Origin of the sequence: Ideonella lacteola, assembly GCF_038066555.1 — a bacterium.
GTDB lineage: Bacteria > Pseudomonadota > Gammaproteobacteria > Burkholderiales > Burkholderiaceae_C > Ideonella > Ideonella lacteola.
In genome coordinates this window covers 132,569-157,303 of the sequence record NZ_JBBUTG010000004.1, presented here as the reverse complement: position 1 = coordinate 157,303, position 24,735 = coordinate 132,569, and the positions used below count along the sequence as shown (strand labels likewise).

The 24,735-nt window shown below is 67.7% G+C and carries 23 protein-coding genes; 11 read left to right on the top strand and 12 right to left on the bottom strand.

Going from position 1 to position 24,735, the window contains the following annotated elements:
• Window positions 1-84: 84 nt before the first annotated feature.
• The 5 genes from AACH06_RS08700 (at window position 85) to AACH06_RS08680 (ending at window position 6,029) form a co-directional block, all read left to right on the top strand.
• Complete coding sequence (locus AACH06_RS08700) at window positions 85-840, top strand: class II glutamine amidotransferase (RefSeq protein ID WP_341425262.1); 756 nt, start codon at window positions 85-87, stop codon at window positions 838-840.
• A gap of 109 nt (window positions 841-949) precedes the next feature.
• Window positions 950-2,122 carry a sensor histidine kinase gene (locus AACH06_RS08695; protein ID WP_341425261.1) on the top strand — a complete coding sequence of 391 codons (1,173 nt, stop codon included), beginning with the start codon at window positions 950-952 and terminating at the stop codon, window positions 2,120-2,122.
• Between the two features lie 2 nt (window positions 2,123-2,124).
• A complete protein-coding gene (locus AACH06_RS08690; protein ID WP_341425260.1) occupies window positions 2,125-3,255 on the top strand; it encodes a sensor histidine kinase in 1,131 nt (376 codons plus the stop codon).
• Window positions 3,252-4,034 (top strand): LytR/AlgR family response regulator transcription factor, encoded by a 783-nt coding sequence (locus AACH06_RS08685; protein ID WP_341425259.1) that lies wholly within the window; start codon window positions 3,252-3,254, stop codon window positions 4,032-4,034. The genes AACH06_RS08690 and AACH06_RS08685 overlap by 4 nt, the downstream gene beginning before the upstream one ends.
• Window positions 4,035-4,307: 273 nt before the next feature.
• On the top strand, window positions 4,308-6,029 hold the full coding sequence (locus AACH06_RS08680; protein ID WP_341425258.1) for a M14 family metallopeptidase: 1,722 nt from the start codon (window positions 4,308-4,310) through the stop codon (window positions 6,027-6,029).
• A 16-nt stretch (window positions 6,030-6,045) separates the two neighbouring features.
• Here the strand turns inward: AACH06_RS08680 and AACH06_RS08675 are convergent, their stop codons facing one another.
• From AACH06_RS08675 to AACH06_RS08650, 6 genes are all read right to left on the bottom strand, one after another.
• Window positions 6,046-7,311, bottom strand: a complete 1,266-nt coding sequence (locus AACH06_RS08675; protein WP_341425257.1) for an RICIN domain-containing protein — start codon at window positions 7,309-7,311, stop codon at window positions 6,046-6,048.
• A gap of 937 nt (window positions 7,312-8,248) precedes the next feature.
• Entirely contained in the window at window positions 8,249-9,124 is an 876-nt protein-coding gene (locus AACH06_RS08670) for a hypothetical protein (RefSeq protein WP_341425256.1), read from the bottom strand.
• 17 nt (window positions 9,125-9,141) lie between these two features.
• Window positions 9,142-9,687, bottom strand: coding sequence for a hypothetical protein (locus AACH06_RS08665; RefSeq protein WP_341425255.1), 546 nt, complete (start codon window positions 9,685-9,687; stop codon window positions 9,142-9,144).
• 570 nt (window positions 9,688-10,257) lie between these two features.
• Entirely contained in the window at window positions 10,258-10,434 is a 177-nt protein-coding gene (locus AACH06_RS08660) for a hypothetical protein (protein ID WP_341425254.1), read from the bottom strand.
• A 501-nt stretch (window positions 10,435-10,935) separates the two neighbouring features.
• Entirely contained in the window at window positions 10,936-11,988 is a 1,053-nt protein-coding gene (locus tag AACH06_RS08655; RefSeq protein WP_341425253.1) for a TerC family protein, read from the bottom strand.
• 39 nt (window positions 11,989-12,027) lie between these two features.
• On the bottom strand, window positions 12,028-12,186 hold the full coding sequence (locus tag AACH06_RS08650) for a hypothetical protein (protein WP_341425252.1): 159 nt from the start codon (window positions 12,184-12,186) through the stop codon (window positions 12,028-12,030).
• 115 nt (window positions 12,187-12,301) lie between these two features.
• Here AACH06_RS08650 and AACH06_RS08645 point away from each other — a divergent pair, with 115 nt between their 5' ends.
• Window positions 12,302-13,198, top strand: a complete 897-nt coding sequence (locus AACH06_RS08645; RefSeq protein ID WP_341425251.1) for a LysR family transcriptional regulator — start codon at window positions 12,302-12,304, stop codon at window positions 13,196-13,198.
• Window positions 13,199-13,224: 26 nt separating this feature from the next.
• Here the strand turns inward: AACH06_RS08645 and AACH06_RS08640 are convergent, their stop codons facing one another.
• Together AACH06_RS08640 and AACH06_RS08635 are read right to left on the bottom strand one after the other, a co-directional pair.
• The gene (locus AACH06_RS08640; protein ID WP_341425250.1) at window positions 13,225-13,650 is read right to left on the bottom strand and encodes a tellurite resistance TerB family protein; all 426 of its coding nucleotides are present in this window, start codon (window positions 13,648-13,650) and stop codon (window positions 13,225-13,227) included.
• Between the two features lie 64 nt (window positions 13,651-13,714).
• Entirely contained in the window at window positions 13,715-13,903 is a 189-nt protein-coding gene (locus tag AACH06_RS08635) for a hypothetical protein (RefSeq protein ID WP_341425249.1), read from the bottom strand.
• Window positions 13,904-14,175: 272 nt separating this feature from the next.
• Here AACH06_RS08635 and AACH06_RS08630 point away from each other — a divergent pair, with 272 nt between their 5' ends.
• On the top strand, window positions 14,176-14,577 hold the full coding sequence (locus AACH06_RS08630) for a hypothetical protein (protein ID WP_341425248.1): 402 nt from the start codon (window positions 14,176-14,178) through the stop codon (window positions 14,575-14,577).
• Entirely contained in the window at window positions 14,574-15,182 is a 609-nt protein-coding gene (locus AACH06_RS08625) for an exopolysaccharide biosynthesis protein (RefSeq protein WP_341425247.1), read from the top strand. Before AACH06_RS08630 ends, AACH06_RS08625 begins: the two co-directional genes overlap by 4 nt.
• A gap of 10 nt (window positions 15,183-15,192) precedes the next feature.
• Here AACH06_RS08625 and AACH06_RS08620 read toward each other — a convergent pair whose 3' ends face one another.
• The 4 genes from AACH06_RS08620 to AACH06_RS08605 form a co-directional block, all read right to left on the bottom strand.
• Window positions 15,193-17,754: a serine/threonine-protein kinase gene (locus AACH06_RS08620; RefSeq protein WP_341425246.1), complete on the bottom strand. Its 2,562-nt coding sequence runs from the start codon at window positions 17,752-17,754 to the stop codon at window positions 15,193-15,195.
• A complete protein-coding gene (locus AACH06_RS08615; protein WP_341425245.1) occupies window positions 17,754-18,332 on the bottom strand; it encodes a sigma-70 family RNA polymerase sigma factor in 579 nt (192 codons plus the stop codon). Before AACH06_RS08615 ends, AACH06_RS08620 begins: the two co-directional genes overlap by 1 nt.
• Window positions 18,333-18,614: 282 nt before the next feature.
• Window positions 18,615-19,271 (bottom strand): type III secretion system export apparatus subunit SctR, encoded by a 657-nt coding sequence (gene sctR, locus AACH06_RS08610; RefSeq protein WP_341425244.1) that lies wholly within the window; start codon window positions 19,269-19,271, stop codon window positions 18,615-18,617.
• Window positions 19,255-20,502 (bottom strand): FliM/FliN family flagellar motor switch protein, encoded by a 1,248-nt coding sequence (locus tag AACH06_RS08605; protein WP_341425243.1) that lies wholly within the window; start codon window positions 20,500-20,502, stop codon window positions 19,255-19,257. Before AACH06_RS08605 ends, sctR begins: the two co-directional genes overlap by 17 nt.
• Before the next feature lie 182 nt (window positions 20,503-20,684).
• On the opposite strand from AACH06_RS08605, the gene AACH06_RS08600 reads away from it, so the two are divergent.
• Genes AACH06_RS08600 through sctC form a run of 3 tightly spaced genes read left to right on the top strand, consistent with a single transcriptional unit; the run spans window position 20,685 to window position 24,731 of the window.
• On the top strand, window positions 20,685-22,646 hold the full coding sequence (locus AACH06_RS08600) for an FHIPEP family type III secretion protein (protein ID WP_341425242.1): 1,962 nt from the start codon (window positions 20,685-20,687) through the stop codon (window positions 22,644-22,646).
• Entirely contained in the window at window positions 22,636-22,896 is a 261-nt protein-coding gene (sctS, locus tag AACH06_RS08595) for a type III secretion system export apparatus subunit SctS (protein ID WP_341425241.1), read from the top strand. Before AACH06_RS08600 ends, sctS begins: the two co-directional genes overlap by 11 nt.
• Window positions 22,893-24,731, top strand: a complete 1,839-nt coding sequence (sctC, locus tag AACH06_RS08590; RefSeq protein WP_341425240.1) for a type III secretion system outer membrane ring subunit SctC — start codon at window positions 22,893-22,895, stop codon at window positions 24,729-24,731. Before sctS ends, sctC begins: the two co-directional genes overlap by 4 nt.
• The last annotated feature ends 4 nt before the right edge of the window (window positions 24,732-24,735 follow it).

The following is a 24,735-nucleotide window of genomic DNA, read 5'->3' as shown; positions in this document are numbered from 1 at the left end:
GTCCGAACCCGGGGGCCGGGTGGCGGTGACGCTGCCTACAATCGACAGGCTCTCGCCCACCCCGAACTGCCGACGCCGCCTGCCATGTGCCAATTGCTGGGCATGAATGCCAACACGCCGACCGACGTGATGTTCAGCTTCACCGGTCTGGCCACCCGTGCCGACGAGCACAAAGACGGATTCGGGATCGGCTTTTTCGAAGACAAAGGCGTTCGGGTCTTCATCGACCACGCCAGCGCCCGCCATTCGGCGATTGCCGAGCTGGTGAAGACCTACCCGATCCACAGCGACAACGTCATCGCCCACATCCGCAAGGCCACCCAGGGCCGGGTGGCGCTGGAGAACACCCACCCCTTCGTGCGCGAACTGTGGGGCCGCTACTGGGTCTTCGCCCACAACGGCGACTTGAAGAGCTTTCACCCTCGCCTGCATGCCGCTTTCCGGCCGGTGGGCGACACCGACAGCGAGCGTGCCTTCTGCTGGCTGATGCAGGAGCTGGCCAAGGCGCACGCCGGCGTGCCCGAGATCGGCGAGCTGAGCCGCACGCTGGCCGAGCTGGTGCCCGAGCTGCACCGGCACGGCACCTTCAACATGCTGCTGTCCAACGGCCGGGCGCTGTGGGCGCATGCGTCGACGAACCTGCACTGGCTGGTGCGACAGCACCCCTTTCGAACGGTCAGCCTGAAAGACGACGACGTGCGCGTCGACTTCGCCCAGGCCACCACGCCGAACGACCGGGTGGCGGTGATTGCCACCGAGCCCCTGACGAACGACGAGAGTTGGACGGCTTTCCGCGCCGGCGAGCTGAAGGTGTTCGTCGACGGCGCCCCGCTGCCCTGATCGGCTGGCGCCACCGTTCATGCGCGCTGGCCGGCGGTTGATGCCGGCCGACCGGGCATTCGCCGCCCGCATCGCCGGATGATCGGGGCGGCTGCCTACACTGCGCCGCATGCTTTCGTCCCCCTCCACCACCACTTGGCATGCACGCGCGCTGGCGCTGCTGGGGCGTCGGCACCGCTGCCTGTCGGCCGACGAGCAGGCCGGTGCGCGGGCAGGCGATGCCTGGCTGTTGAGCCGCACAGGCCTGGCCAGTGCCGGGGGCGCGCTGCTGGTCGGCCTGCTGGTCGCCTGGTGGCTGGCCGAGGTCGGCGGCGTGCCGCGCTGGCTGGCCGTCTTGGTCAGCGGCCCGGCGGCGATCGCGATGCTGCTGGCCATGGTGCAGGCCTGGTTCCAGCCGCATGGCACCCTGGCCCGGCTGCGGCGCGAGTTCTGGTGGTCCAACGGCATCCTGGGTGCCGCCGCGGTCATCCAGATCGCGCTGTGGCACGGGGGCGGTGAGCCTTGGCGCTGGCTGGCCTGGCTGCTGCCCATTGCGCTGGTGTCGGTGGTGCAGGTGGTGGTGGCGCAGTGGGGCCGGGCCCACCTCGACCGCGAAATGCAGCGCCTGCGCCTGGAGCAGGAGCGGGATGCCGCGGCGCGCGAGGCGGCCGAGGCCCGCCTGGCGGCGCTGCGCTCGCAGATCCAGCCGCACTTCCTGTTCAACACGCTGGCGGCCCTGCAGCATTGGCTGGACGAGGGCGACCCCCGCGCAGCCCCGCTGCTGCGTGAACTGACCGGCTTCCTGCGCGGCTCGACCGAGCTGATGGCGCGCGACGAGGTGACGCTCGCCGACGAGCTGGGGCTGGCGCGGCGCTACCTGGCCATCATGCAGGCCCGGCTCGGAGAGCGCTTGCAGGTGGAGATCGAGGTCCAGCCCGAGGCGCTGACGCAACCGCTGCCGCCGGGGCTGCTGCTGACGCTGGTGGAGAACGCGATCGAGCACGGCATCGGCCCCCAGCTGCACGGCGGCCGCATCCGGCTGCAGGCCGAGGCCGTGCCTGAGCGCTTCCGGTTGGCGGTGATCGACGACGGCGCCGGGCCCGCGCCCGATTGGCGCGAAGGCATCGGCCTGGCCAATGCGCGCGAGCGGCTGGCTCGGCGCTTCGGCTCTGGGGCGCGGCTGCGGCTGCACGCAGCGCCCCAAGGTTCATCGGGCGCGTGCGCCGAAATCACCCTCTCCGCGCCACCCACCCCGACGGCCACCCCGACGGCCGCATCGTTGCCCCTTCGCCCTGCGAACTGACCATGTCCACCCCCGCCCCATCGCCCGATCGCATCGATTGGAGCCAGCTCTGGTACCCCGGCCCCACCCGGGTGTTCACCGACGAAGAGATGGCACGTGCCGGCACCGATCGGCCGACCCGCACTTTCTTGATGATCACCGCGATCTCGATCGCCCCGGCGGCACAGGCCCTGCTGCAGCAGGCGCCTGACGGCGAAGTGCCGCGGCTGACCGGCCTGCTGGTGGCGGCGATCTTTGCAGCCTATCGCGCCGGGATGTGGCTCTGGTGGCGGCCTTCGCGGCGGCGCCTGATGGTCTTGACGCTGATCTACATGGGCGTGTTCTTCACGTTCGCGCTCGGCCTGCGCTGGCGCATGTCGCCCGGCGCAGCGCGGGAATGGATGCTCACCACCTTTGGCATCCTCTGTTCGCTGAGCTGCCTGGGCTTCTGGTTCCTCAGCTTCTTTCGCGCTCAGCAGATCGAAGCCCGCCTGACCGAGCAGGACGAACGCGCCCGCACCCGGGCGGTCGCGGGCCAACTGGCCACGGCGCAGATCCAGCCTCACTTCCTGTTCAACTCGCTGGCCTCTTTGCAGCACTGGGTGGACACGCGGGACGATCGCGCCGGGCCGATGCTGGCGTCGTTGACCGGCTACCTGCGCGCCACGCTGCCGCTGTTCGAGCGCAGCCTGCTGCCCCTCTGCGACGAGGTCGAGGCGGTGCGCCGCTACCTTGAAGTGATGCAGGCGCGCCTGGGCGCGCGGCTGCAGTTCTCGGTCGAATTGCCACCCGATCGTGCGGCGGCGTTGCTGCCGCCCGGTGTGCTGCTGACGCTGGTCGAGAACGCGGTGGAGCATGGCGTGTCGCCTCGCCTGTCCGGCGGGCAGGTGCGCGTGCAGGCCCGGGCCGAAGACGACGGCGCCACCACCGTGCAGGTCGTCGACGATGGCCCCGGGCTGCCGGCCGATGACCCCGACGGCACGCGCATCGCCCATGGCCGCGTGGGCCTGGCCAATACCCGGGCGCGGTTGGCCCAGGCGTTTGGCGAGCGTGCCCGCCTGACGCTCGTCAACGCGCCAGAAGGCGGGTGCGTCGCCACCTTGTACCTGCCGGTGCCGCCGGCTCCCTCCACTGTTCTGACGAGTACACCGTGAACCCTGACGACACGAACGACCGCGTCACCGTGTTGGTGGCCGATGACGAAGAGGCGCCGCGCCAGCAACTGATCGCTGCGCTGCGCCAGGCCTGGCCCGGCGCGCGTCTGGTGGCCGAGGCGGCCAACGGCGTCGACGCCTGGGATGCCTATCTCGAGCACGAGCCGCAGGTCTGCTTTCTGGACATCCGCATGCCGGGCCTGTCGGGCATCGAGGTCGCGCAACGCATCGATGGCCGAGTGCCGGTGGTCTTCGTCACCGCGTACGGCGACCACGCGCTGGCCGCGTTCGATGCCGGTGCGGTCGACTATGTGATGAAGCCGGTCGACGTCACCCGCCTGACGCAGGCGGTGCAACGGGTGCGTTCGCGGCTGGATCGTCCGGCCGCGCCCGACCTGTCGGCGCTGCTGGCCCAGCTCAGCGGCGGTCTACGCAAACCGGCCCCGCCATCGGTCATCCAGGCCAGCGTCGGCAAGGAGGTGCGGCTGATCCGTGTCGAGCAGATCGTGTACTTCGAATCCGACGCGCGCTACACCCGCGTGGTCTACGACGATGAGCAGGGCAGCGCCGAGGCGCTGATCCGCACGCCACTGAAAGAGCTGCTGGCGCAACTGGACGCCCATCAGTTCTGGCAGGTGCATCGGTCGGTCATCGTCAACCACCACCACATCGCCAGTGCGCTGCGGGTCGACGAGGGCACGATGGTGCTCACGCTGCGGGGCCGCAGCGAGCGCCTGCCGGTCTCGCGCCATTTCCAGGGGCTGTTCAAGGGGCAGTGACGCGGCGGGGCAGCGCGGGCGGATGCATCGTGTTTCGCGCCGCCTCAGAGGGTGAGAGCTTTCCGGCGGTGCCCGAAAGGGACACCCAGGCGACCCGGATCGAGGCGCAACGCACAGCCATAGCTCGGGCTATGGCGAGCATTTGCAACGAAGAGCCGGGGCGTTTGGGGGTTCAAGGCGGGCATCGGCGAAAGACTCTCAGCCTCTTATACAGCGGTGCGACACTCGTTGCCACCGCAGTCCCCCGGCCTGCCACGAGCAGGCCCGCCCGCCATGGCCGCCCATCACACCACGCCCGCCGCCGCACCACTGCCCACGCCGCAGTTCGATCGCTTCTACCGCCACGCCGAGCTCAGCCAACTGCTGGCCGACTACGCAGCCGCCCGGCCCGATCTGATTGAACGCCGCTCGATCGGTTTCAGCCACGAGGGCCGGGAGATCTGGCTGCTGGTCATCACCCAGCGTGCCACTGGGCCCGACACCGACAAGCCCGCGCTGTGGATCGACGGCAACATCCACGCGGCCGAACTCACCGCCAGCACCGCCTGCCTGTACTGGCTGCACCAACTGGCGAGCACCTACGGCACCGACCCCAAGACCACCGAGCTGCTCGACACCCGGGTGGTGTACCTGTGCCCGCGCCTGAACCCCGATGGCGCCGAGCTGGCGCTGGCCGATGTGCCGCGCCACATCCGCTCATCGACCCGCCCGTACCCCTTCGACGAGCCGCATGTGGACGGCCTCACCGTGCAGGATGTCGATGGGGACGGCCGCATTCTGCAAATGCGCATCGCCGATCCGAACGGCAGCTGGAAACCGCATCCGGACGAGCCGAGGCTGCTGATCCCGCGCGAGCCCGGCGAGTTCGGCGGCACTTACTACCGGGTCATGCCCGAGGGGCTGCTGGAGAACTTCGACGGCACGACGATCCGCGTCAACAAGGACCGCGAAGGGCTCGACCTGAATCGAAACTTCCCGGCCTACTGGCGGCAAGAGTTCGAGCAGCTCGGCGCCGGCCCGTACCCCACGAGCGAGCCCGAAGTGCGCGCGATGGTCGATTTCATCGTCAAGCACCCGAACATCGGCGCGGCGGTGAGCTTCCACACCCACTCGGGCGTCATCCTGCGGCCCATGGGCACCCAGAGCGACGACGACATGACGCCGGAGGATCTGTGGATCTACAAGCGCCTGTCCGACATCGGCGCCAAGCTCACCGGCTACCCGGCCATCAGCATCTGGCACGACTTCAAGTACCACCCCAAGGAAATCATCACCGGCACGCAGGACTGGGTCTACGAGCATCTGGGGGCCCTGTTCTGGACGGTGGAGATCTGGGCGCCGAACAAGGAAGCCGGCATCACCGACTACGACTGGATCCACTGGTACCGCGACCACCCGCCCGAAGACGACCTGAAGCTGCTGAAGTGGAGCGATGAGCACTGCGACGGCCATGCTCACAACGACTGGCGCCCGTTCGTGCATCCGCAACTTGGGGCGGTCGAGATCGGCGGCTGGGACCGGATGAACTACTGGCGCAACCCGCCGCCGAAGTACCGTGAACGCGAAGCTGCGCGCTTTCCGGCCTGGCTGAGCCAGCTGGGGCTGTCGCTGCCGAAGCTGCAGGCGCTGTCGACGCAGGTCGAGGCCCTCGGTCCGGACACGTGGCGCGTGCGCTTCGTCGTCGGCAATGCCGGCTATCTGCCGAGCTATGTCACCAAGCGGGCGCTGGAGCGCAAGGTGGCCCGAGCCTGTGTTTTCGAGATCGAGCTGCCGGCCGGCGCCGCGTTGGTGCAGGGCAAGACCCGCATCGAAGGCCCGCAGCTCGAAGGCCATGCGCCGAAGAACTCGCTGCAGGCCTTCGTGCCGGAGCGCGATGTGACGGCCGACAAAGCCCAGGCCGAGTGGATCGTCCGCGCCCCGGCGGGCACGGTGCTGTCACTGAAGGCCCGGGCGGGCCGGGCCGGGGCGGTGCGCAGCGAACTCATGTTGCGCTGAGCCCCGGCGTCACAGCTCAGCGCTCGCGCTTCCAGCGCTGGGCGGCGGTGCCGTTGCAGGTGTACTGCTGCAAGGTCAGACCGGAATCGGGGCTGGCGCCCGGCACGTCCAGGCACAGGCCGCTGCGGGCGTTGACGAACTCGAAGACGTCCGGCGACACCTCCTTGGCGCGCCACTTGGTGTCGTCGTCGCCGCTGCAAGGCCACTGCACCATCTTCGCGCCGACCAGGCGGCTGGCGTTCATCGGGTCCAGGCAGTAGCCGCTGTGGCCGAACACCAGCTGCACCAGGCCGTTGCCGGCGTCCTTCATCTTCACCCGCTGGTTGGCCAGGCCCACGCACTCGTACTGCGCCACCTCGGCGTTCGAGGCGTAGTTGAAGTAGTAGACGTCGATGCACTTGTTGCTCGACTGCGAGGCGAAGTAGACGCCCTTGTCATTGCCATCACCGGGCGTGCCGGTCCACACCCAGTCGGGGTGCTTCTTCGCACAGCCCTTCAGCCAGGGGCAGCCGTAGCGCTTGACGAGGTCGTGCTGGTAGGGCTCGGGCGTCACGTTCGGCCAGTAGGCGCCGTTGCACATCGGGCCTTTCGAGCCGTTGGTCGGCAGGGCCCAGGCGGCCAGCTCGTCGATCGTGTTCTGGTCGGCCTGGCCACCGCAGTTTTCGTGCGGCAAGCCGAAGTTGTGCCCCATCTCGTGGCCGATCGAGCCGATGTCCGCCAGGTTGCGCGGGCTGCCATCGTTCAAGCCGATGCCGTCGACCACGTAGCTGTAGAACAGCGCCGAGTTGCCCGGCATGCCCGCCTGCGCGGCGCCGCCGCCGGTGGTGCACTCACCGAACACCAGGTACTTCACGTTCGGGAAGTACTGCCCGCGCGATTCCAGCTGGCGCTGGGTTTCGGCCCACAGCACGTTGTAGTCGTTGAAGTAGGCGCAGCTGTTGCTGCTCTCCAGGTTGATCAGCTGCTTGTTGAGGTGGATCGTCCAGCCCCAGCCCGACCACTGCTTCTGGATTTGCCGCGCCGCGTTCAGCATCAGCTCGCCACGGTCGCGGTGCGCGGCGTTGGACGGCACGAAGTAGACGACCTGCACATCATGGTCGTTGTCCACCCCCGCCACTTCCATGTGCGGCAGCGTCGCAGGGGGCTGCGCCAGGTGGGCTGGCAGTGGCGTGGGCGTCGTGGTGTCGGTGATCGGCGTGTAGGCGTTGGCCTGGCCGAACACGGCCAGCGTGGCGGCGGCCACACAGCGGGTGGTCTGATGTCTCCATCCCTTCATCTGCATCTCGCATCTCCTTTGGTGAGTTTGTGATCGTGGGGTCGACGGCTGCTGCGCGCGTGGCGTCGTCACCCGGCCGTCGCGGCGCATGCTGACATCGCGGCCCCACGGGCCGGCAAGATTGGGAAAGTGCGGGCAAGCAGATGTAATGGCAAATCGGACAACGTTGTCTGGAAGCGCTGCCTTTTGGCTGAAGCCGCGTCGGAATGGTCTGCCGTTTGGCCGCGGGACAGGCCTGGAGTTGAGCCGGGTGGCGAGAGCACCCCGACGTGGCGCGCGGCGCCAATCGTCAGACCCATGTCGCCGCCCGGTGGGCGTTACGTCTTGTCGCAGGTGGGCCGTTGGATCGCCGCCTGCGGAGCCTTGGTGACCGCGTAGGCCCCCACATGGCAGGCGGCCGGTGTAGGGCTTCGTCCCGAAGACCCCGCCCGGCCGTCATGCTCGGGCTTCAACAGGCTCGGCTCCTCGTGCCGCGGTTGGCTGAAACCGAGTTGTTCAGGACGGACTGTGTGGCTGATTGGTCAACGACCGCCGCGCGGGGCTGGCTTGACCTGGTGGCCGGGGCGCGGCAGGTCCGGGGCGCGCAGATCACAACCCTGCCGGCCGCCACCATCACCTGGTCGGGCAAAAACAGGCGGAACGAACGGCCTACGGGGGCCGACAACGGCCGCAGCACGACGCGCCAACAGGCCAAACGCACGGACGAGGAGCGCCTGATCTTCAACTGGCGCTTGGCGGCCAACAACGCGTGCCAGGGCGCTGGCTTTGAGCGGAAGGAACGTGATCGCTTGACCAAGTTGGGACCCATCCACAGACAAAGATCCGCGCTTGCGCGTGTGTCCGTCTCCGAAACGCGGCAACCCGCGCGGCCGAGGGCCCTTCTCGCGGCAAAGATGCCGGCACGGGTAAGGACCCGGAGCCGGAACGATAGCGCGCGCTCCGCTCAGTTGAGTAACTGGTTCTCCGACAGCAGCTTAACCAGCTTGGTCATGCTGCCCTCTTGCCATCCCAGCAGGGTGCCGACGACTTGGCCATCCTTCATCAGGAAAAAGTAGGGCGTTGCTCCCAGATTGCGCGATGGCCACCCACTTCTGTCGAATACGATATTCATGGGGTATGAGTACTTATCAATCTGCCACGTTTGATAGTAGTCAACCGCGTAGTTGGAGTTTGGGACGTTAATCCAAATCGAGCGCGATCTGAAAAGCGCCCCGAGCGCTTCGTTCTTTGCAATGTCCTGGGACGCCGCTTCACAGAAGTGACATCCGGGGGCAGCATAAACGACAACATGGATCCCGCTCCGGAGGTCGACCTGACCCTCCACCAGCTTAAATGGATCTTCTTCTATGGCCCAGTAGCGTGAATGGCCGGAGATCAAGGCAGAGGGCGGCAACGGCTCTCTGGAGATTGTTGGTGCGTGCTCGAAGGGTGCTTTTTCTGCATCTTCGACCCGACCTGCGGCAAGGAGAGTTCCGAATATAAGGTCATCTGCAGAATGGTCTCGCGGATGCCGCCGCTTTCCTTCTTCTACCAGGATGCGCATCGTGTCAGCGTCAGCACTGCTACCGGTCAGCATGGAACGCTTGTAGACCGCACTGATCATCTGGTCCAGATCCCTGTCCTTGAACAGGCGTAGTTTTTTGTCCTGCTTCTTCAGGGAGGAGAGGCAATGAAGGTGCTCTTCCGGTGTCTTGTCCGTGGCCAGCATAAAGGCCTTGCTGCACACGGAAGTCGGAGCTGCCTCAGCCGTCGCTGCTTCTACTGGAAGTCCATACAGAAGATAGATAACTGCCGCAATAACTGCCAAAAGAGATTTCATGGCCTCTCCACGCGTTTTTACTGGTTCAGGTGCGGCGGCGTGCAGTTCTTAACAACGCAAACGAGACGATCACCGTCCGTGCAGTAGCCGCCATTGCAGTATGAATTCCTCAAGTACGGCCTGATTTCACCGGCTTGAACATAGTCAAGGACACTCATATCCAGCTTGGTGGCTACTTTACCGTTGTTCAGCCAGGCCGCCAGGGATTGCGCGCCGAACAGAGCCAGCACCTTGTACGAATTGCCGGGTGACAGCTCCTGCTCGATGTCGCCCGTGTAGATGGTGGTGATGCGGCCTGCCGCATCGTACAAGGAGCGGTCGAGCAGCCGGGACTTGGCTTCTTGCGACAGCAGGTTCAGCGGGTTGGAGCCTGTTTTCAGGGCAAAGAAGGCGCGCAGGTCCTTCTTGGTCTGAATCAGAGCGGTGTCGGCCTGGATTGATTCCTGGCGGGCGGCGTAGGCCGCGACACTTTCGGTGGTGCTGGCCTCCGTTGCGGCAAAAGCCGATCCGCAAATCGCCTGCACGAACAGGCCGGCGATAAGGAGTTTTTTCGCGTATTTCATCAAGTCTCTTCCCTATTTAAAAACTACGAAAACGGAATAGATCGACCACTGAATGTCGTGGCCCGTTTTACTTCAGATTGGCGCGTCCGTTTTTTCTCTCGCGCCAAGGCTAGTTTAGGACCCGTTGGGTAGTTTGTGCGTATCAAGACGTGATGACGGGCCATTCTAGGGAGCGTCGTGGGATTGAATGCGCTACAGGCGCACGTGGTGCGCCAGGTCGTTGCTGGCGAGCTTGGTGCCGCCCGCACGAGAAATGGCTCGTACCGGACATCCGATCTCCGGCAGTTACCCCAATGAGGCCAGTAGGGGCGGCGACGGCGTTGGCGCGACGACCGGCGCGATACGGTCGCTAATGCAGTGCAGCGTACAGTCCCAGAGGTCGAACGCTTTGAACTGCTCCGCAGCAGCCCAGACATGCCGCAAGGCGGAGCCGATATTGGCGATCAGCCGTTTCAGGATGTCGGCTCGGCCATGCAGCGGCGTCAGGTTCAGCGTGGTCTGGTTGGCGTTGCTGGCGACCTTGCCCGCCGCGGCCAGCAGCGGCGGCTGGTGATGGCCTCCAGCTGTCCATCAGCCGCAGCAGGCAGGGCTGGTCTCGCTCTTGCAGCGTCCCAGGATGTCCCCGCTGCCGTAGTCCGAGTCGCATAGCACCAGCGCCGGCGCTGTGTGGCCCAGATCGTCGAGCAACTTGCCCAGCGCTGCCTTGGGGTGTCCGGGCGTGTGCTGCTTGCTTGAGCTCACCTGCATGTCCAGCTATCCAAGCGCAGGTTCGCCACCAGGAACGTGTGCGGCACGCGGCTGAGCCGCATAGGCTTGCTCGGGTTGTGGCCGATCTCGGCGCCCTCCTGGTGTCCATACAGCGGCTTGATGCCGAAACCGAGGGCCTGTCCAGGGCTTTTCGTACGGAATGCACTAAGCTCGTGTGCAGCCACGCCACGCCACGACGCGCTGGCGACGTCGTCGGGCAGCCAGACAACCAGCGCTCAAACCCTCCGCTGGGCGCCAGGAACTCGGCGAAGAATACCAACTGCTCGTGCGGCGGTGGCCACCCACCCTCGTCCCAGCTCAAGTGCATGCGCCCGCCCAGCGGGTGCACTACCTGCGCCGGAATGTCCTCGCCAGCCCCAGACGGCGCCGTCAGCGCGTTGCGTCTTGCTTCACCCATCGGGTGGACGTGCCAAATCATCACAAGTGCGCTTCAGCTCTCACTTTTAGGCCATCCGGTTGCGGCAACTGCTGGATCTAGGTTCAGTTCATCGCCGGCGCCCTGGGTTGTTGCCGCGTCTTCCACAGTGAGAAGAGGATGCCGCCCGCCAGCAGGCCGCCGGTCACGCCCAGGCTGATCATCGCGGGTACCTTGCCGTCGAACAGCCAGTCGCCGAGGAAGATCTTCGTGCCGATGAAGATCAGCACCAGGGCCAGCGCGTACTTCAGGTAGTAGAAGCGGTGCACCACCGCCGCCAGTGCGAAGTACAGGGCGCGCAGGCCGAGGATCGCGAAGATGTTGCTGGTGTAGACGATGAACGGGTCCGGCGTGATCGCGAAGATGGCCGGCACCGAGTCGATCGCGAACACCAGGTCAGCGACTTCGACGAGCACCAGGCACAGCAGCAGCGGTGTCGCATAGCGCACCAGGCGGCCGCTGGCCGGGTCGGGCTGAGTCACGGTGAAAGCCTGGCCATGCAGACCATCGGTCACCCGCAGGTGCTTCTTCAGGAAGCGCAGCACCGGGTTGTTGCCGATGTCGGGCTGGTGGTCGATCATCACCAGCATCTTCACGCCGGTGGCCAGCAGCACCACGCCGAACAGGTACATGATCCAGGTGAACTCCATCACCAGCGCCGCGCCCAGGCCGATCATGATCGCGCGCAGCACGATCACGCCCAAGATGCCCCAGAACAGCACCCGGTGCTGGTACTGACGTGGCACCGCGAAGTAGGTGAAGATCATCGAGATGATGAAGACGTTGTCCATCGCCAGCGTCTTCTCGACCAGATAACCCGTCATGTAGAGCTTGACGGCCGTCCAGGCCCGTTCACTCGCGGTGCTGGCGGCCGCGATCTGCGGGTCCAGCGCGCCAGCATTGCCGTAGTGCGCGTAGATCCAGTACACCGCGCCGGCCCACGCCAGCCCCAGGCCGATGTACAGGGCCGACATCTTCAGGCTCTCTGCGACGCCGATCTCGTGCGAATCGCGGTGCATCACGCCCAGGTCGAAGGCGAGGATCGCCAGTACCGACCCCAGGAAGGTCAGCCAGATCCAGACGGGCATGCCCAGCCAGAGGGTGTTCAGTAGTTCCATGATGGTGTGCAGGTGAAGGGAATGAGGGAGGCGATGTCGTCAGAGGGCGGCCGAGACGACCGAGCCGATGCCCAGTGCGCCGGCCACCGCGGCCAGCAGCGCGACATCGCGCCGCTCCTGCCCGAGCCGCTTGGCCTGCCAGGTCACCCACAGCAGGGAGGCGGTCAGAACGACAAAAACGATGGTGAGCGTGTCCATGGATCCAACTCCGTCGTGATGGCCGATCTTGCGGGCCCACCGTCGCCAACGAAAGCAGCGATACAGTGAGCACCACTTCGGGAATTCCGAAGTTCTCATCACTCCCGGATCGCGCATGCTGAATTACCGGCACCTGTACTACTTCTGGGTGGTCGCCAAAGAGGGGGGCTTTGCCCGCGCCGCCGAGCGGCTGGACATGGCCATCCAGACGATCAGTGCCCAGGTCAAGGCGCTTGAACAGGATCTGGGGCACCAGTTGCTCAAGCCGGCCGGCCGCGGCGTCGAGGTCACGGACGCGGGCCAGGCGGTGTTCTCCCGCGCCGAGGAGATCTTTCAGCTCGGTGAGCTCATCCCGGAGGAGGCGGCGGCGGCCGCGTCGGGCCAGACTGCGCGCCTGGCCATCGGGATGTCCGACGGCCTGGCCAAGCTGGCCGCGCACGTGCTGATCCAGCCCGTGCTGGACACGCCGTCACTCAAGTTGGTGGTGCACGAGGGCGAGGTCGACGAACTGCTCGGCGAACTGGCGCTGCATCGGCTGGACCTGGTGCTGGCATGCCAACCCCCGCCGCAGAACTCGGCCCTCCGGCTCACCAGCGAGCGGCTGATGGTGTCGCGGGTGGATTGGTATGGGCCGGTCTCGATGGTGACCCAGGCCGAGATCGACCAGTTCCCGGCGAGCCTCGGGCGCCTGCCGGTCCTGCTGCCCACGACCCACGCCGCGCTGCGCGGCCGCATCGATCGATGGTTTGAGGCCCAGCGCCTCGCGCCGCGCGTGGTCGGCGAGTTCGAAGACAGCGCGCTGCTCAGCCTGTTCGCGGCGCAAGGGCTGGGCGTGTTTCCGGTGACGGCGCTCGGCGCCACCGACCTCGAAGGGGTGCGCGGGCTGCGCCTGCTGGGCGAGAGCGAGGGCCTGCACGAAGAGATCCACGCCATCCGCTCGCGGCGGGGCATGCACCATCCCTTGGTGCTTCGCCTGCTGGCGGCCGCGCGCGAGCGCCAGCAGGTGGATTAGCGGCCCAGGCGGCCCAGTCGGGCGGATCAGGCGCGGGCCATCAACGGTTCCTGCGCCAACACGGCCCGCCAGTCGACGCGCCAGTCGCGCTGCATCGCCTGCAGCACCTGCTGTTCACCATCGGACAGGTGACCATCGGCGGCCGCGGTCGCCGCCATCGCATCGATCACCTTGCGCTGCAGGGCGGGGTCGTCCACATCGCGCAGCAGGGCTTCGAGCAGGCTGTCGTCGATGCAGGCGGACAGCGAGCCGCTGGTCTGTTCGCTCAGCAGGTCCTCGCACAGCGTCTGCAACACCGGGCCCAGGCCATCGGGCGGCAGGCCCAGCTCGGCTTCGATGCCCAGCCGGCGCAGCGCCTCCACTTCGGACTTGCACACGTGGCCGTCGGCCACCATGCACAGAGCCAACAAGCGTGCGGCAGCCTCGGGGCTGTTACGGGGGTAGTGACGCATGAGGTTTCTCCAGTGAGGGTCCAGGGGCGGTGAGAAGGCGGGGCAGCGAATGGGGAAGAGGGTTTCAGAGCCGGCGCGGGTGCCGCTGCGGGCCGCGGCGGTTGTCGTGCCGCACCGGAATCAAGGCCGGTGCGCGTTGCAGGGCCGGGGGCGGCTGGAATGACTCGCCGATCCAGCGGGCGACATGCTGCAGCCAGCGCTGCGTGAGCAGCAACGCGGCCCGAAAGACGGCGGGTGGCCAGGCTGGGTTCATCAGAGCTCCTCGATGGAAGTGGACGATGCACCGAAGTGTGGGGACCGATTCAATTCGTAAAAAGAAGAGTTATTCTCACTTTGACTTCGTTCTGAACGAACCATGATCGACGTGCATCTTGCACCTCAGAAAGACCGAGTGACTTCGGCTGCGCCTGAGTGAGTATTCGACTTGCTCTGCTGGAAGCGGAATGAAGCCCGGGCTACTCTCGAGCATTGGCTGGGGGGCCCGACCCTCCATTCCCTCACCCGCTGCCGACAGGAGATGCGCTGATGAAAACCTTGATCTGGGCCGTGGCCGGCCTGCTTGCCCTGCTCTGGACCGGCCTGAGCGCCGCCGTCGCGGCGGTGTTGGGCTGGGCAGGCGGTGCGATGGGTGGCGCCGAATCGGCCGCCGTTGCGTCCAGCTCGGCGCTGGCCAGCCTGCCACCGTGGCTGGCGGGCAGGATCGACCCGTCGGTGTGGGCCGCGGTGGCCGATGCGGTGATGCAGGGCTTGCAAGCCGCGCAGTCGATGCTGCCGCTGCTGAGCGGCCTCACCGGCCTGTTGGTGCCGCTGGTCTGGATCGTGTGGGCGATCGGCCTGGCGGGTTTGCTGGGGTTGTCGGCGCTGGCGACGTGGCTGGTGGCCCGGGCGTTGCGCCTGCCGCACCCGCCGATGGCGTCGCACGCATGATCCGTCCCGAGGCGTTTCGTGATGCCGCTGGCCGTGCCGAAAGCGTCAGCGTGGCCGATCTGCTGGAACTCCATGGTCGGGCCAGTTGGCCCGCCTTGTTGCTGGTGCTGGCCCTGCTGAGCACTTTGCCCATCGCCGGGGTGGGCACGGTGCTCAGCCTGCCGTTGTTCCTGGTGGCGGCCCGCTGGCCGCAAGGGGCACCCGGTGCAGGTGCGCGTGGGCGGGTGGCGCTGCCGCCGCAGGTGATGGCCTTCCGCCTGGGCGAGACCTGGTCGCGCCGTTGCCTCGGCCTGCTGGCCACGCTGTACGAACGGGCGCGGTTGACCCTGCGGCGGCGTTGGCTGAGTTGGCGCCATCCGAGCACCCATGCCGGCTGGCGGCTGTGGATCGCCGCGATGGCGCTGCTGATCCTGTTGCCGTTGCCGCTCGGCAACCTGCTGCCGGGTATCAGCCTCGTGTTGCTGTCACTCGGCTGGATCTACAGGGATGGTGTGGCCCTGCTGTGGTCCATGCTGGCTGGTGCCGCGGCGATGGCCTACGGTGTGCTGTCGGCACATGTGTTGTGGGCGATGGCCCAGGCGGCGTGGCAGTGGTGGGCGGCTTGACCGCGCCGCATCAAGGGCGGCAGCGTGCCACGGCGCGCTGAACATCGTCGCGGCTGAGCTCACCGTTGCTCGACGCGGGCAGCTCGCCCGGGATGCCCTGCAGCAACGACAAGCTGGCGCGGAAGTGCTCGCAGGCCTCGCGCCCGGGCGCCAGCCTGTCCCCCACGGCCTGGGCCTGACCGGCGATGAAGTGCGCCTGCGCCGCCGAATGCAGGTGCATCGTGTTGCGCCGGGTGGCCTCGGGCCACTCGTTGAACAATGCCAGGGCCAAACGCGTCTGGTCCAGGGCGCCCGACGCGTCACCATGGCTGAGCAGCACCCCCGCCAGTTCGTTGCGGGCGTTCAACAGCACGAACGACAGGTGCTCATCGCGGGGGTTGAGCTGTATCCGGCGTGTCAGCTCGTCGGTGGAATCGCGCAGCACCTGGATCGCGCGCCGCCGGTCGTTCATGCGCTCGTAGGCCAGCCCCAGGTAGCTGCGGCTCTCGGCGAGTGCACCGCCGTAGGTGGCGTTGTCGGGTTGCTGCGAACTCATGTGTTCGACCAGCTCCGTCCACTTCTGCAGGGGCTCGAGGGCCAGGCGCGCGCTTTCGGGTGTGTGGTCGCGCTCCAGGTAGTACACGCCGCGGCGCGCATACGCCGCCGCCAGATTGAAGCGGGCTTCGTTGTCGTCCGGCGTCAGTCGCAGCACATGGTCGAGCTGCTTCTCGGCGGCCGCGGCCTGCGCCAGAAAGCCCGCCGTGTCGCCCTGCTCATGCAGCACCCACGACAACACCCCGTGCACCCCGGCGCGCATCGTCATCGCCTTGGTGTTCTCGGGTTCGCGGGCGGCCACGCCGTCCAGCAACGCCAGCGCCTGTTCGGCCGACTGACGTGCGGCGTCGCGTTGCGCGGTGTAGCTCAGCACCGAGGTCTTGCGCCCCAGTGCGGACACCCGCTCGAGATCGAATTCGACCTGGCTGATCGGCAGCGGCCGCCCGACCAACGACTGCAGCAAGGCCAGGCTGTGGTTGTAGCTGGCCAGTGCGCCGTCGAAGTCACCGAGGTTGGAGGTGTTCGGGCGGCCGCGGATGTCGCCCAGCTTGCGGTAGCTGGCCGCCAGCTCCACCGCCAGGCCCGGGTCGCTGTTCAGGTCGCTTTCCAGTGCCGTGAGGTAGGCCTGCGCCTTCTCGACCAGCAGCTTGCGCGCCTCGATCGAGCCGGGCAGCTTGGCGACGGCGTCGTCGAGATCGAACAGCGCGACGTTCGCCATGCTCCGCGCACGCGCCGAGGCCTGCTGGGCGAGCTGACGTTGTTCGCGCGCCTCGTGGGCTTGGTCGAGCGCGAGCGCCAGGCCGGCCAGCAGGGCCAGGTTGGCCACGAGGGCGCCGGCGGCCACGGCCCGGTGGCGCACCAGCCAGCGGCCCAGGCGATAGCCGGTGGCGCCCCGGCGCGCACCGACCGGCAAGCGCTCCAGGTGGCGGAACAGGTCGTCGGCCATCTGTTCGGCCGATGCGTAGCGCGCCGAGGGGTCTTTGCGCAGCGCCTTGGCCACCACCGCATCCAGGTCGCCACGCAGTTGGCGCACCGGCATCGCCCCGGCGCGCCCGGCCGCGGCGTCGCTCAGCCTCAGTGGCTCTTCATCGCAGATCGCGCGGGCCAGCTCGAACGATGCCGGCCGGGTGGTGTCGACATCGTAGGGCGCGCGGCCTGCGAGCAGCGCGCACATCACGATGCCGAGCGAATACACATCGCTGGCCGGGCCGATCGCCTGCCCCCTCACCTGCTCGGGGCTGGAATACAGCGGCGTCATCGTGCGCAGCAGGGTGACGGTCTCCTCTGCCCCACCCGGCTTGGCCGCCACCAGCTTGGCGATGCCGAAGTCCAGCAGCTTGATGTCGCCTTCGGGCGTGACCAGGATGTTGCCGGGCTTCAGATCGCGGTGGATCACGCCCCGCTGGTGCACGTAATGCACCACCTGGCAGACGGCGCGCATCAGCGCCACCCGCTGGGCCACATCCAGGTCATGGGCGTCGCAGTAGTCCGTCAGGGGCTGGCCATCGACCAGCTCCATCACGAAGTACGGCAGTCCCTCTTCGGTCACGCCACCGTCGAAGACCTTGGCCAGGTTCACATGGTCCAGGCTGGCCAGGATCTGGCGTTCTCGCTCCAGACGGCGCACCGCCTGCTCGCCCACCAGCTCCTGCCGCAGCACCTTGACCGCGACCGACTTCTCGAAGGTGCCGTCGGACCGTTCGCCCAGGTACACGTCGCCCATGCCGCCACTGCCGATGCGCCGCACCAGGCGATAGGCACCCAGGCGCTGCCCGATGCGGCGGTCGTCGGCATGGGCCTGCACCAGGCCATCGACCGAGCCGTTGGCCAGCCGCAGCAGCGCCGAGTCGGTCTGGGCGTGCGCCTCCAGCAGCGAAGCCACCTCGTCGGCGAGCGCCGGGTCACGCTCGCGCAGCTGCGAGAGCCAGGCCGCGCGGGCCACCGTCGGCTGGTCCAGCGCATCGGCCAGGGCCGCTTTGGCCCACTGCCAGCGGCGCGCGTCGCCGTCGGCCTGCTCCAGGCCCACGTCGCGCTGCATCAGATCACTCCGCCGGTCGTCTTCAATTCGCGCAGCAGCCAGGCGCGCGCGGTGGCCCACTCGCGCTTCACCGTGGCGGTGGAGATGCCCAGGCATTGCGCCGTTTCTTCGACGCCCAGCTCGCCGAAGAACCGCAACTCCACCACGCGGGCTTGCTGCGCATCCAGGGCCTTCAGCCGGTTCAGCGCCTCATCGAGGGCCAGCAATTCCATCCATGGCGAGGTCGGCGCCTTCAGTGTGGTCTGCAGCGAGAGCGATTCGTCGTCGAGGCTGTCGTGCTCGGCACCGCCACCGCGCTTTTGCGCCTGCCGTGCGCGGGCGTGGTCGACCAGGATCTGGCGCATCACGCGCGCCGCCCAGCTGAAGAACTCGTAGCGGTTCGACCAGCGCGACGAACGCTGCTGCGACAGCTTGATGAAGGCCTCGTGCACCAGTCCGGTGGCCTGCAAGGTGTTCTCGGGCCGCTCTCGCCGCGCAGCAGAGCGCGCCACCTGGCGCAGTTGCGCGTAGACGGCCGGAATCAGCCGGTCGAGCGCCGCCCGGTCGCCGTTGGCCCAGCTCTGCAGCAAGGCAGTCACTTCGCCGATCTCTTCGGCGCAGGGCTCGGGCGGTGGGGCAGAACCGGAAGGTCCTGGTGCAAGAGGCAGGATGGGCGGAAGAGACGCCGGAGGCTTCATGGCGACAGGGGGGCTCCATTCAGCGAGCGCGCATGCTACGTCTGTGACGCGGCCTGTGCCGAATCCTGATGTAAGTACGGGGATTCGTGGTCCTACGGAAATCCGTAGGGCGCCCCCGCCCCGCCCTGGCGAGCCCGGGCTCGGGCCTGTCGACCTCTCAGCTCGCGGCGACCGTGCGCCGTGTCATCGGTACGACAGCACCAGCGCGTGGATCAGCCGTTCCCATCCATCGAGCATGACGAACAGCAACAGCTTGAACGGCAGCGAGATCGTCGACGGCGAGAGCATCGACATCCCGAGCGCGAGCAAGATGGTGGCCACGATCAGATCGACCACCACGAAGACGAGGTAGATCACGAAGCCGATCTGGAACGCGCGGGTGATCTCGCTGAGGGTGAAGCTCGGCACCAGCACCATCAGGTCGTCGTCGCGCAGCGCCTCGGCCCGCTGCGGTGGCCAGATCTCCTTGGCGGTCTTGAGGAAGAACTGGCGCTCACGCGGTTGCGCATGCTTTTTCAGAAAGCTGCGCATCGGGCCCTCGGCCGCCGCGACGGCACTGCCGATCTGCTCGGTGGAGCTGGCCGTGCTGGGGGCGGGGTGCAGCTTCAGGTTGTCGCCGATCTCCATCGCCACCGGCGCCATCACGTAGATCGACAGGATCACCGCGATGCCATTGAGCACCATGTTGGGCGGCGTCTGCTGCAGCCCCAGCGCGGTGCGCAGCAGGCCGAACACGATGACCAGCTTGGTGTAGCAGGTCATCATCAGCGCCACGAAGGGCGCCACGCCGAACGCGAGGATCAGCGTGAAGACGGTCGCCGGATCAGGCAGGTGCTGCATGGCCATTCATGGCGAATTCGGTCACCCGCACTCCGAGCCGCTCACCCACCGCCACCAACTGCCCTTTGCCGAGCACGCGCTCCTGGCACAGGATGCTGAGCTCGCACTGGTTCAAGGCGTGTGGCAGTTCCAGCACATGGCCCGCGGCCACCTGGCCGAGTGCCTCCAGGTTCAGCGCCAGGCCGCCGAGATCGAAGTGCAAGGTCACCTCCAGCTTCTCCAGCTGCTCGACCGGCAGCGCGCTGTCGGCCACGCGATCGGCTTTCACCGCAGAGGTGCCTGGCGGCGCAGAGGCGGCGCCAGGCGCCGATGAAGAGGTGGCGGGGGCAGCGGGCATGGCAGGCTCCGGATCGAGAAGAACAGTCAATCGGTTCTGGCGCACTTCGGCGGCCCACTGCAGCTCGCCACGCCGGCCGGCATACAGCTGCACGCCAATCGCCGGCCCGCGGGGCCGCCACTCGTCGACCGCCACGATGTCGCCGCGTTCGATGCCGCGCAGCGAGGCCAGATCGAGCCGCGTGCGACCCAGCTCCAGCCGCAGAGGGACTCGGCAGGCCGACAAGTGCTGTCGTGCCTGTGGTGACTGGACGTCGCGCGCCCTCTCTGGCGGCAGCCGTTGCAGCACGCTTGCCAGCGCTGTCCACGCTTCGGCATTGGCCCAGCGCAGGCGCACCAGCCCGCAGGCACCGGGCCATGAGGTGGGCCCGGCGCCCAGGGCATGCAGCTCGCACCACAAGGTGTTCACATCGCGGGGCCACGGCGCCGCGGAGGCTTCCCACTCGGGCGCGCTGCCCAGGAAGGCGCGTGCCATGGGCATCAGGCGATCGGCCAGCAGGATCTGGCGCCACGCCAGCGGGGCATCTCCGGGCACATCGTCCCCGAGGCACCAGGCCTGCGCCGCGGCATCGAGCGCCAGCTCACCCTCGTGCCCTTGCCAACGCAGCCGCAACGTGAGGGCCTCGCCCCAATGCGCGGGTGTGCCGGGGCACAGCCGCAGGTGGGCCGACGAGGTGGCGCCCACATCCGCCACCGGCGCGTCCAGTGTCCAGGTGCGCCCGGCGAGCTGCCGACACACCGCCGCGAAGCCGGGCCACAGGCGTGGCAAGGCGCGCGCTTCGCCAAGTGGCGTCCAGGCGGGCATCAACAGGGTGGCCGGTGTCATCTGCATGGGCATGCCGGTGCCATGGCCCGGAGCCCCGAGTGCGAATGCACGCCGGGTCGGGTGGGTCACCAGAGGCGTGCAGCTTAGGCAAGCCCGATCTGCACGTGAACTACGAGTCGGCGTATGCCAGCGCCCGACACCGCGCGCAGATGTGATGGTGCTGCGGCAGGTTACGAATCCTCGTCGTTGAGGGCGAGGCCCTTCGCCGCCAACATGGCCGCCTGCCCATCTCATCCAGCCTGGTCGATCCCATGCCCTTGTTTGCAGGAACCACCGTCGCCCAGCGGCCTCGCTCGCCGCTGATGGCCGCGATGCGCCACAGCGATGCGCTGCTGGCGCTGTTCCTCGTGGGCATCGTCGCCCTGTTCATGCTGCCGTTGCCGGCAGCGGCGCTCGACCTGTTGATCGCGGCCAATCTGTCGATCAGCGTCGCGCTGCTGATCGTGTCGATGTATGTCGGATCGGCGCTGTCGCTCTCCACCTTCCCATCGCTGCTGCTGTTCACCACGCTGTTCCGGCTCGCGTTGAACATCGCCTCGGCCAAGCTGATCCTGCTGCATGCGCACGCTGGTCAGATCATCGATGCCTTCGGCAAGCTGATCGTCGGCAACAACGTCGTGGTCGGCGGTGTGGTGTTCCTCATCGTCGCGATCGTGCAGTTCATCGTGATCGCCAAGGGCTCGGAGCGCGTAGCCGAAGTCGGCGCGCGTTTCGCGCTCGACGCGATGCCGGGCAAGCAGATGAGCATCGATGCCGAGGTGCGCGCGGGCAACCTGTCGAACGCGCAGGCGCAGGCCCGGCGCGCGCAGCTGGAGCAGGAAAGCCAGTTGCATGGCGCGATGGACGGCGCGATGAAGTTCGTCAAGGGTGACGCGATCGCCAGCCTCGTCGTGGCGGCGGTGAACATCCTTGGCGGCGTGGCGGTGGGCACGCTGATGCACGACATGGACATCGCCCACGCGGTGCAGCGCTACGCCATCCTCACTGTCGGCGACGGCATGGTGTCGCAGATCCCGTCGCTGCTGGTGTCGATCGCGGCCGGCATCGTCATCACCCGATGCAGCGGCGGCAACGAGCACGAATCGCAGCCGCTCGGCGCGCAGATGATGGGCCAGTTCGCCAACCATCCGCGGGCGCTGTTCATCGCCGGGCTGGCGGTGTCGAGCTTCATGCTGGCGCCGGGCTTTCCGGCCTGGGCCTTCCTGGTGTGGCTGGTCGCGCTGTTCGGCTTCGCGTGGGCTGCCCGACGTCACCGCCAGCGCGGCGACACGCCCGACTGGATCTTCCACGACGACGGCACCGCGGGGGCGCTGGTGGCGGGCGGCGCGCTGACCTTTCCGGTGGCGCTGCGCATGGCGCCCGACCTGCACGTCGCGGTCGATCCGGCGCAGCTGGATCGTCAGCTGATCGAGGCGCGCCGTCGCGTCGAGGCCGAGCTGGGCCCGGTGTTCCCACGCATCCTGGTGGCCAGTTCCACCGCGGTGCCGCCGGGCCACGTGGCCGTGCTGGTGCAAGACGTGGTGAAAGCCACCCAGGCCATCGATCCGGCTGCCGCCGAGGGCCCTGAAGGCGTGCTCGCTGCGCTCGTCGAGCGCGTGACGCGCCAGCACCTGCCGGCCATGATCGGCCTGCAGGAGGTGCGGCAGCTGATCCACGGCATGCAGGCCCAGGCGCCCGAGCTGGCGGTGGAGGTCACTCGCGTCGTGCCGGTGCAGAAGATCGCCGAAACCTTGCGGCGCCTGCTCACCGAGAACATCCCCGTGCGCAACCTGAAGGCGATCTTCGAGAGCCTCGTGCGATGGGCGCCTCGCGAGGACGACTCGATCGCGCTGACTGAGCTCGTGCGCGCCGACCTCGGCCCCTACATCACCAGCCTGCACGCCACACCGCAGCGCGAGATCCATGCGGTGCTGTTCGACACCCAGCTCATCGACCGCATCGAAGCCTCGATCGAGCGCACCGCACTGGGCAACCGGTTGCTGCTCGACCCGGCCGTCAAGCAGGCCATCTTCGATCAACTGCGCGGCCTCATGGAAGGCGCGCCGGCCTCGACGGTGGTGGTGGTCTCTAGCGCGGTACGCCGGTACGTGCGCAACATGATCGCGGCCGCCCTGCCGAAGCTGCCGGTGCTGTCGTACCAGGAGGTCGACGACGACATCACGCTGCAGCCGGTCGGTTGGGTCACGGGCACGGAGGCCGGCCATGGGGGCTGATCTGCTGGGCCTGACGCGCGACGCGCTGTCGGTGGTGCTGTGGGTCAGCCTGCCACTGGTCATCGTCTCGACCGTCGTCGGCCTGGGCGTCGCGATTCTGCAGGCGGTCACGCAGATCCAGGACCAGAGCATCGGCCAATCGGTGCGGCTGGTCGTGGTGCTGATCAGCCTCATGGTGGGTGTGGGCTGGCTGGGCAGCGAAGTGCTTCGGTTCGGTGAGCGGGCCTTTCAATGGATGGAGAACGTATGAACCCCCGCAGCCCCTTCCGGGCGGCTCCTGCGGATCGCCACGCTGTGACTCACGCATGGCGCGGCGTGGTGATGGCTGCGTTGTGCGCCTGCGGTGTCGCCCACGCCGCCGAGCTGCGCTGGGCCAATGCCAAGCCGGTGCGGATCGTCGCCAGCGAGAAGAAGCTGGCTGATTTTCTGCGCGAGCTGGCGGCCTCGCAGGGCACCACCGCGGTGGTCGATCCCAAGATCGACGGCGTGATCAGCGGCACCTTCGGCGGTGGCCGCAGTGGCAACGCCCGCTCGGTGCTCGAGGCGGTGTGCAGCAACTACGGCCTCACCTGGTACTACGACGGCTCGCTGCTGTTCATCGAGCTGGCCGCCGACGCGCGCAACGAGGTCTTGCCCATCCTCGGCAGCAATGCGCCGCGCATCGCCGACACGCTCAACAAGCTGCAGGTCTGGGACAAGCGTTACCCGCTGGTCATCAGCCAGAACGAGAACAGCGTCTTCGTCAGCGGCCCCAAGCGCTATGTCGAGATGGTGCGGCAGATCGTCAAGTCGATCGACTACCGCGCCTCGCAGGTCGACCATGCCGAGGTCAAGATGTTCCCGCTGCGCTACGCCTGGGCGAACGACCTGAAGCTTACGCGCGACGGTGCACCGGTGGTCGTGCCGGGGGTGGTGACGACGCTGCGCAGCCTGTACGGCGCTCGTGGGGCCGCCGCAGCCTCCGCCGGTGGTGGGGGGAACGGCGCATCGCAGGTGCCGCGGATGAAGAGCCCGAAGGCGGCAGCGGCCGCCGCCGCCGCGCAGGCCACCTCGGCTTCGGCGGATTCGGCGAGCACCGACACCGACACCGGCGGCGCCTGGTCGGCCGGCGGTGACGGCCCGCAGTTCCAGGCGGACGCGCGCATGAACGCCGTGCTGATCCGCGACCTGCCCGAACGCATGGCGCAATACGCCAAGTTGATCGCGTCGATGGACGCCAAGCCCAGGCTGGTCGAGATCGAGCTGACCATCATGGACGTGAGCGACGACTCGGTGGACAAGCTGGGCGTCGACTGGCGCGCCCACGGCACGCAAATGGACGTGCAGACCGGCAACGGCAGCAACCCGCCGCTCACCTGGGCCGGCGCGACCACCGCCGCCGGCCAGACCGGCCTCACCGTGCCCTCGGGCGTGGTGATCACCGCGTCGCTGGGCAAGGAAATGCGCGACTTCCTGCTGGCCCGCGTCAGCGCGCTGGCCTCCAACGGCCGCGCCAAGTTCGTCGCGCGGCCCAAGGTGCTGACGCTGGACAACACCGAGGCCAGCCTGCAGAACAAGAGCGAGTTCTACGTCAAGGTGCCCGGCTACCAGGACGCCAGTCTGTACACCGTCAGCGCCGGCACCGATGTGCGGGTCACACCGTTGGTGGTGGACGAGGAGGGCAGCCACAGCGTCAAGCTGGCGATCAACATTGGCGACGACAGCCTGGCCGCCGAGACGGTCGACAACATCCCCATCGTGCGCCGCCGCAGCGTGAACACGCAGGCCATGGTGGGCGAAGGCAAGAGCCTGCTCATTGCCGGCTATTCGAGCGAGAGCAAGAGCACCAGCGACGCGGGCGTACCCGGGCTCTCGTCGATTCCGGTGTTGGGGCGCCTGTTCAAGTATTCGGAGGACAAGGGCGGCAAGCTGGAGCGCTTCTACCTGCTCACGCCCCGCTTCGTGCTGCCCGATGGCGGCGCAGCGGCGGCCACGTCGGTGGGCGTTGCGCCTGCGGTCCCGGCGGCGCAGGCGGCGCAAGGGGCCGGCGTGCGCCCGGCCGCGCCCAGCCGCGTCGAAGAGACGATGCCGTGGAGCGGATCGTGAGGAG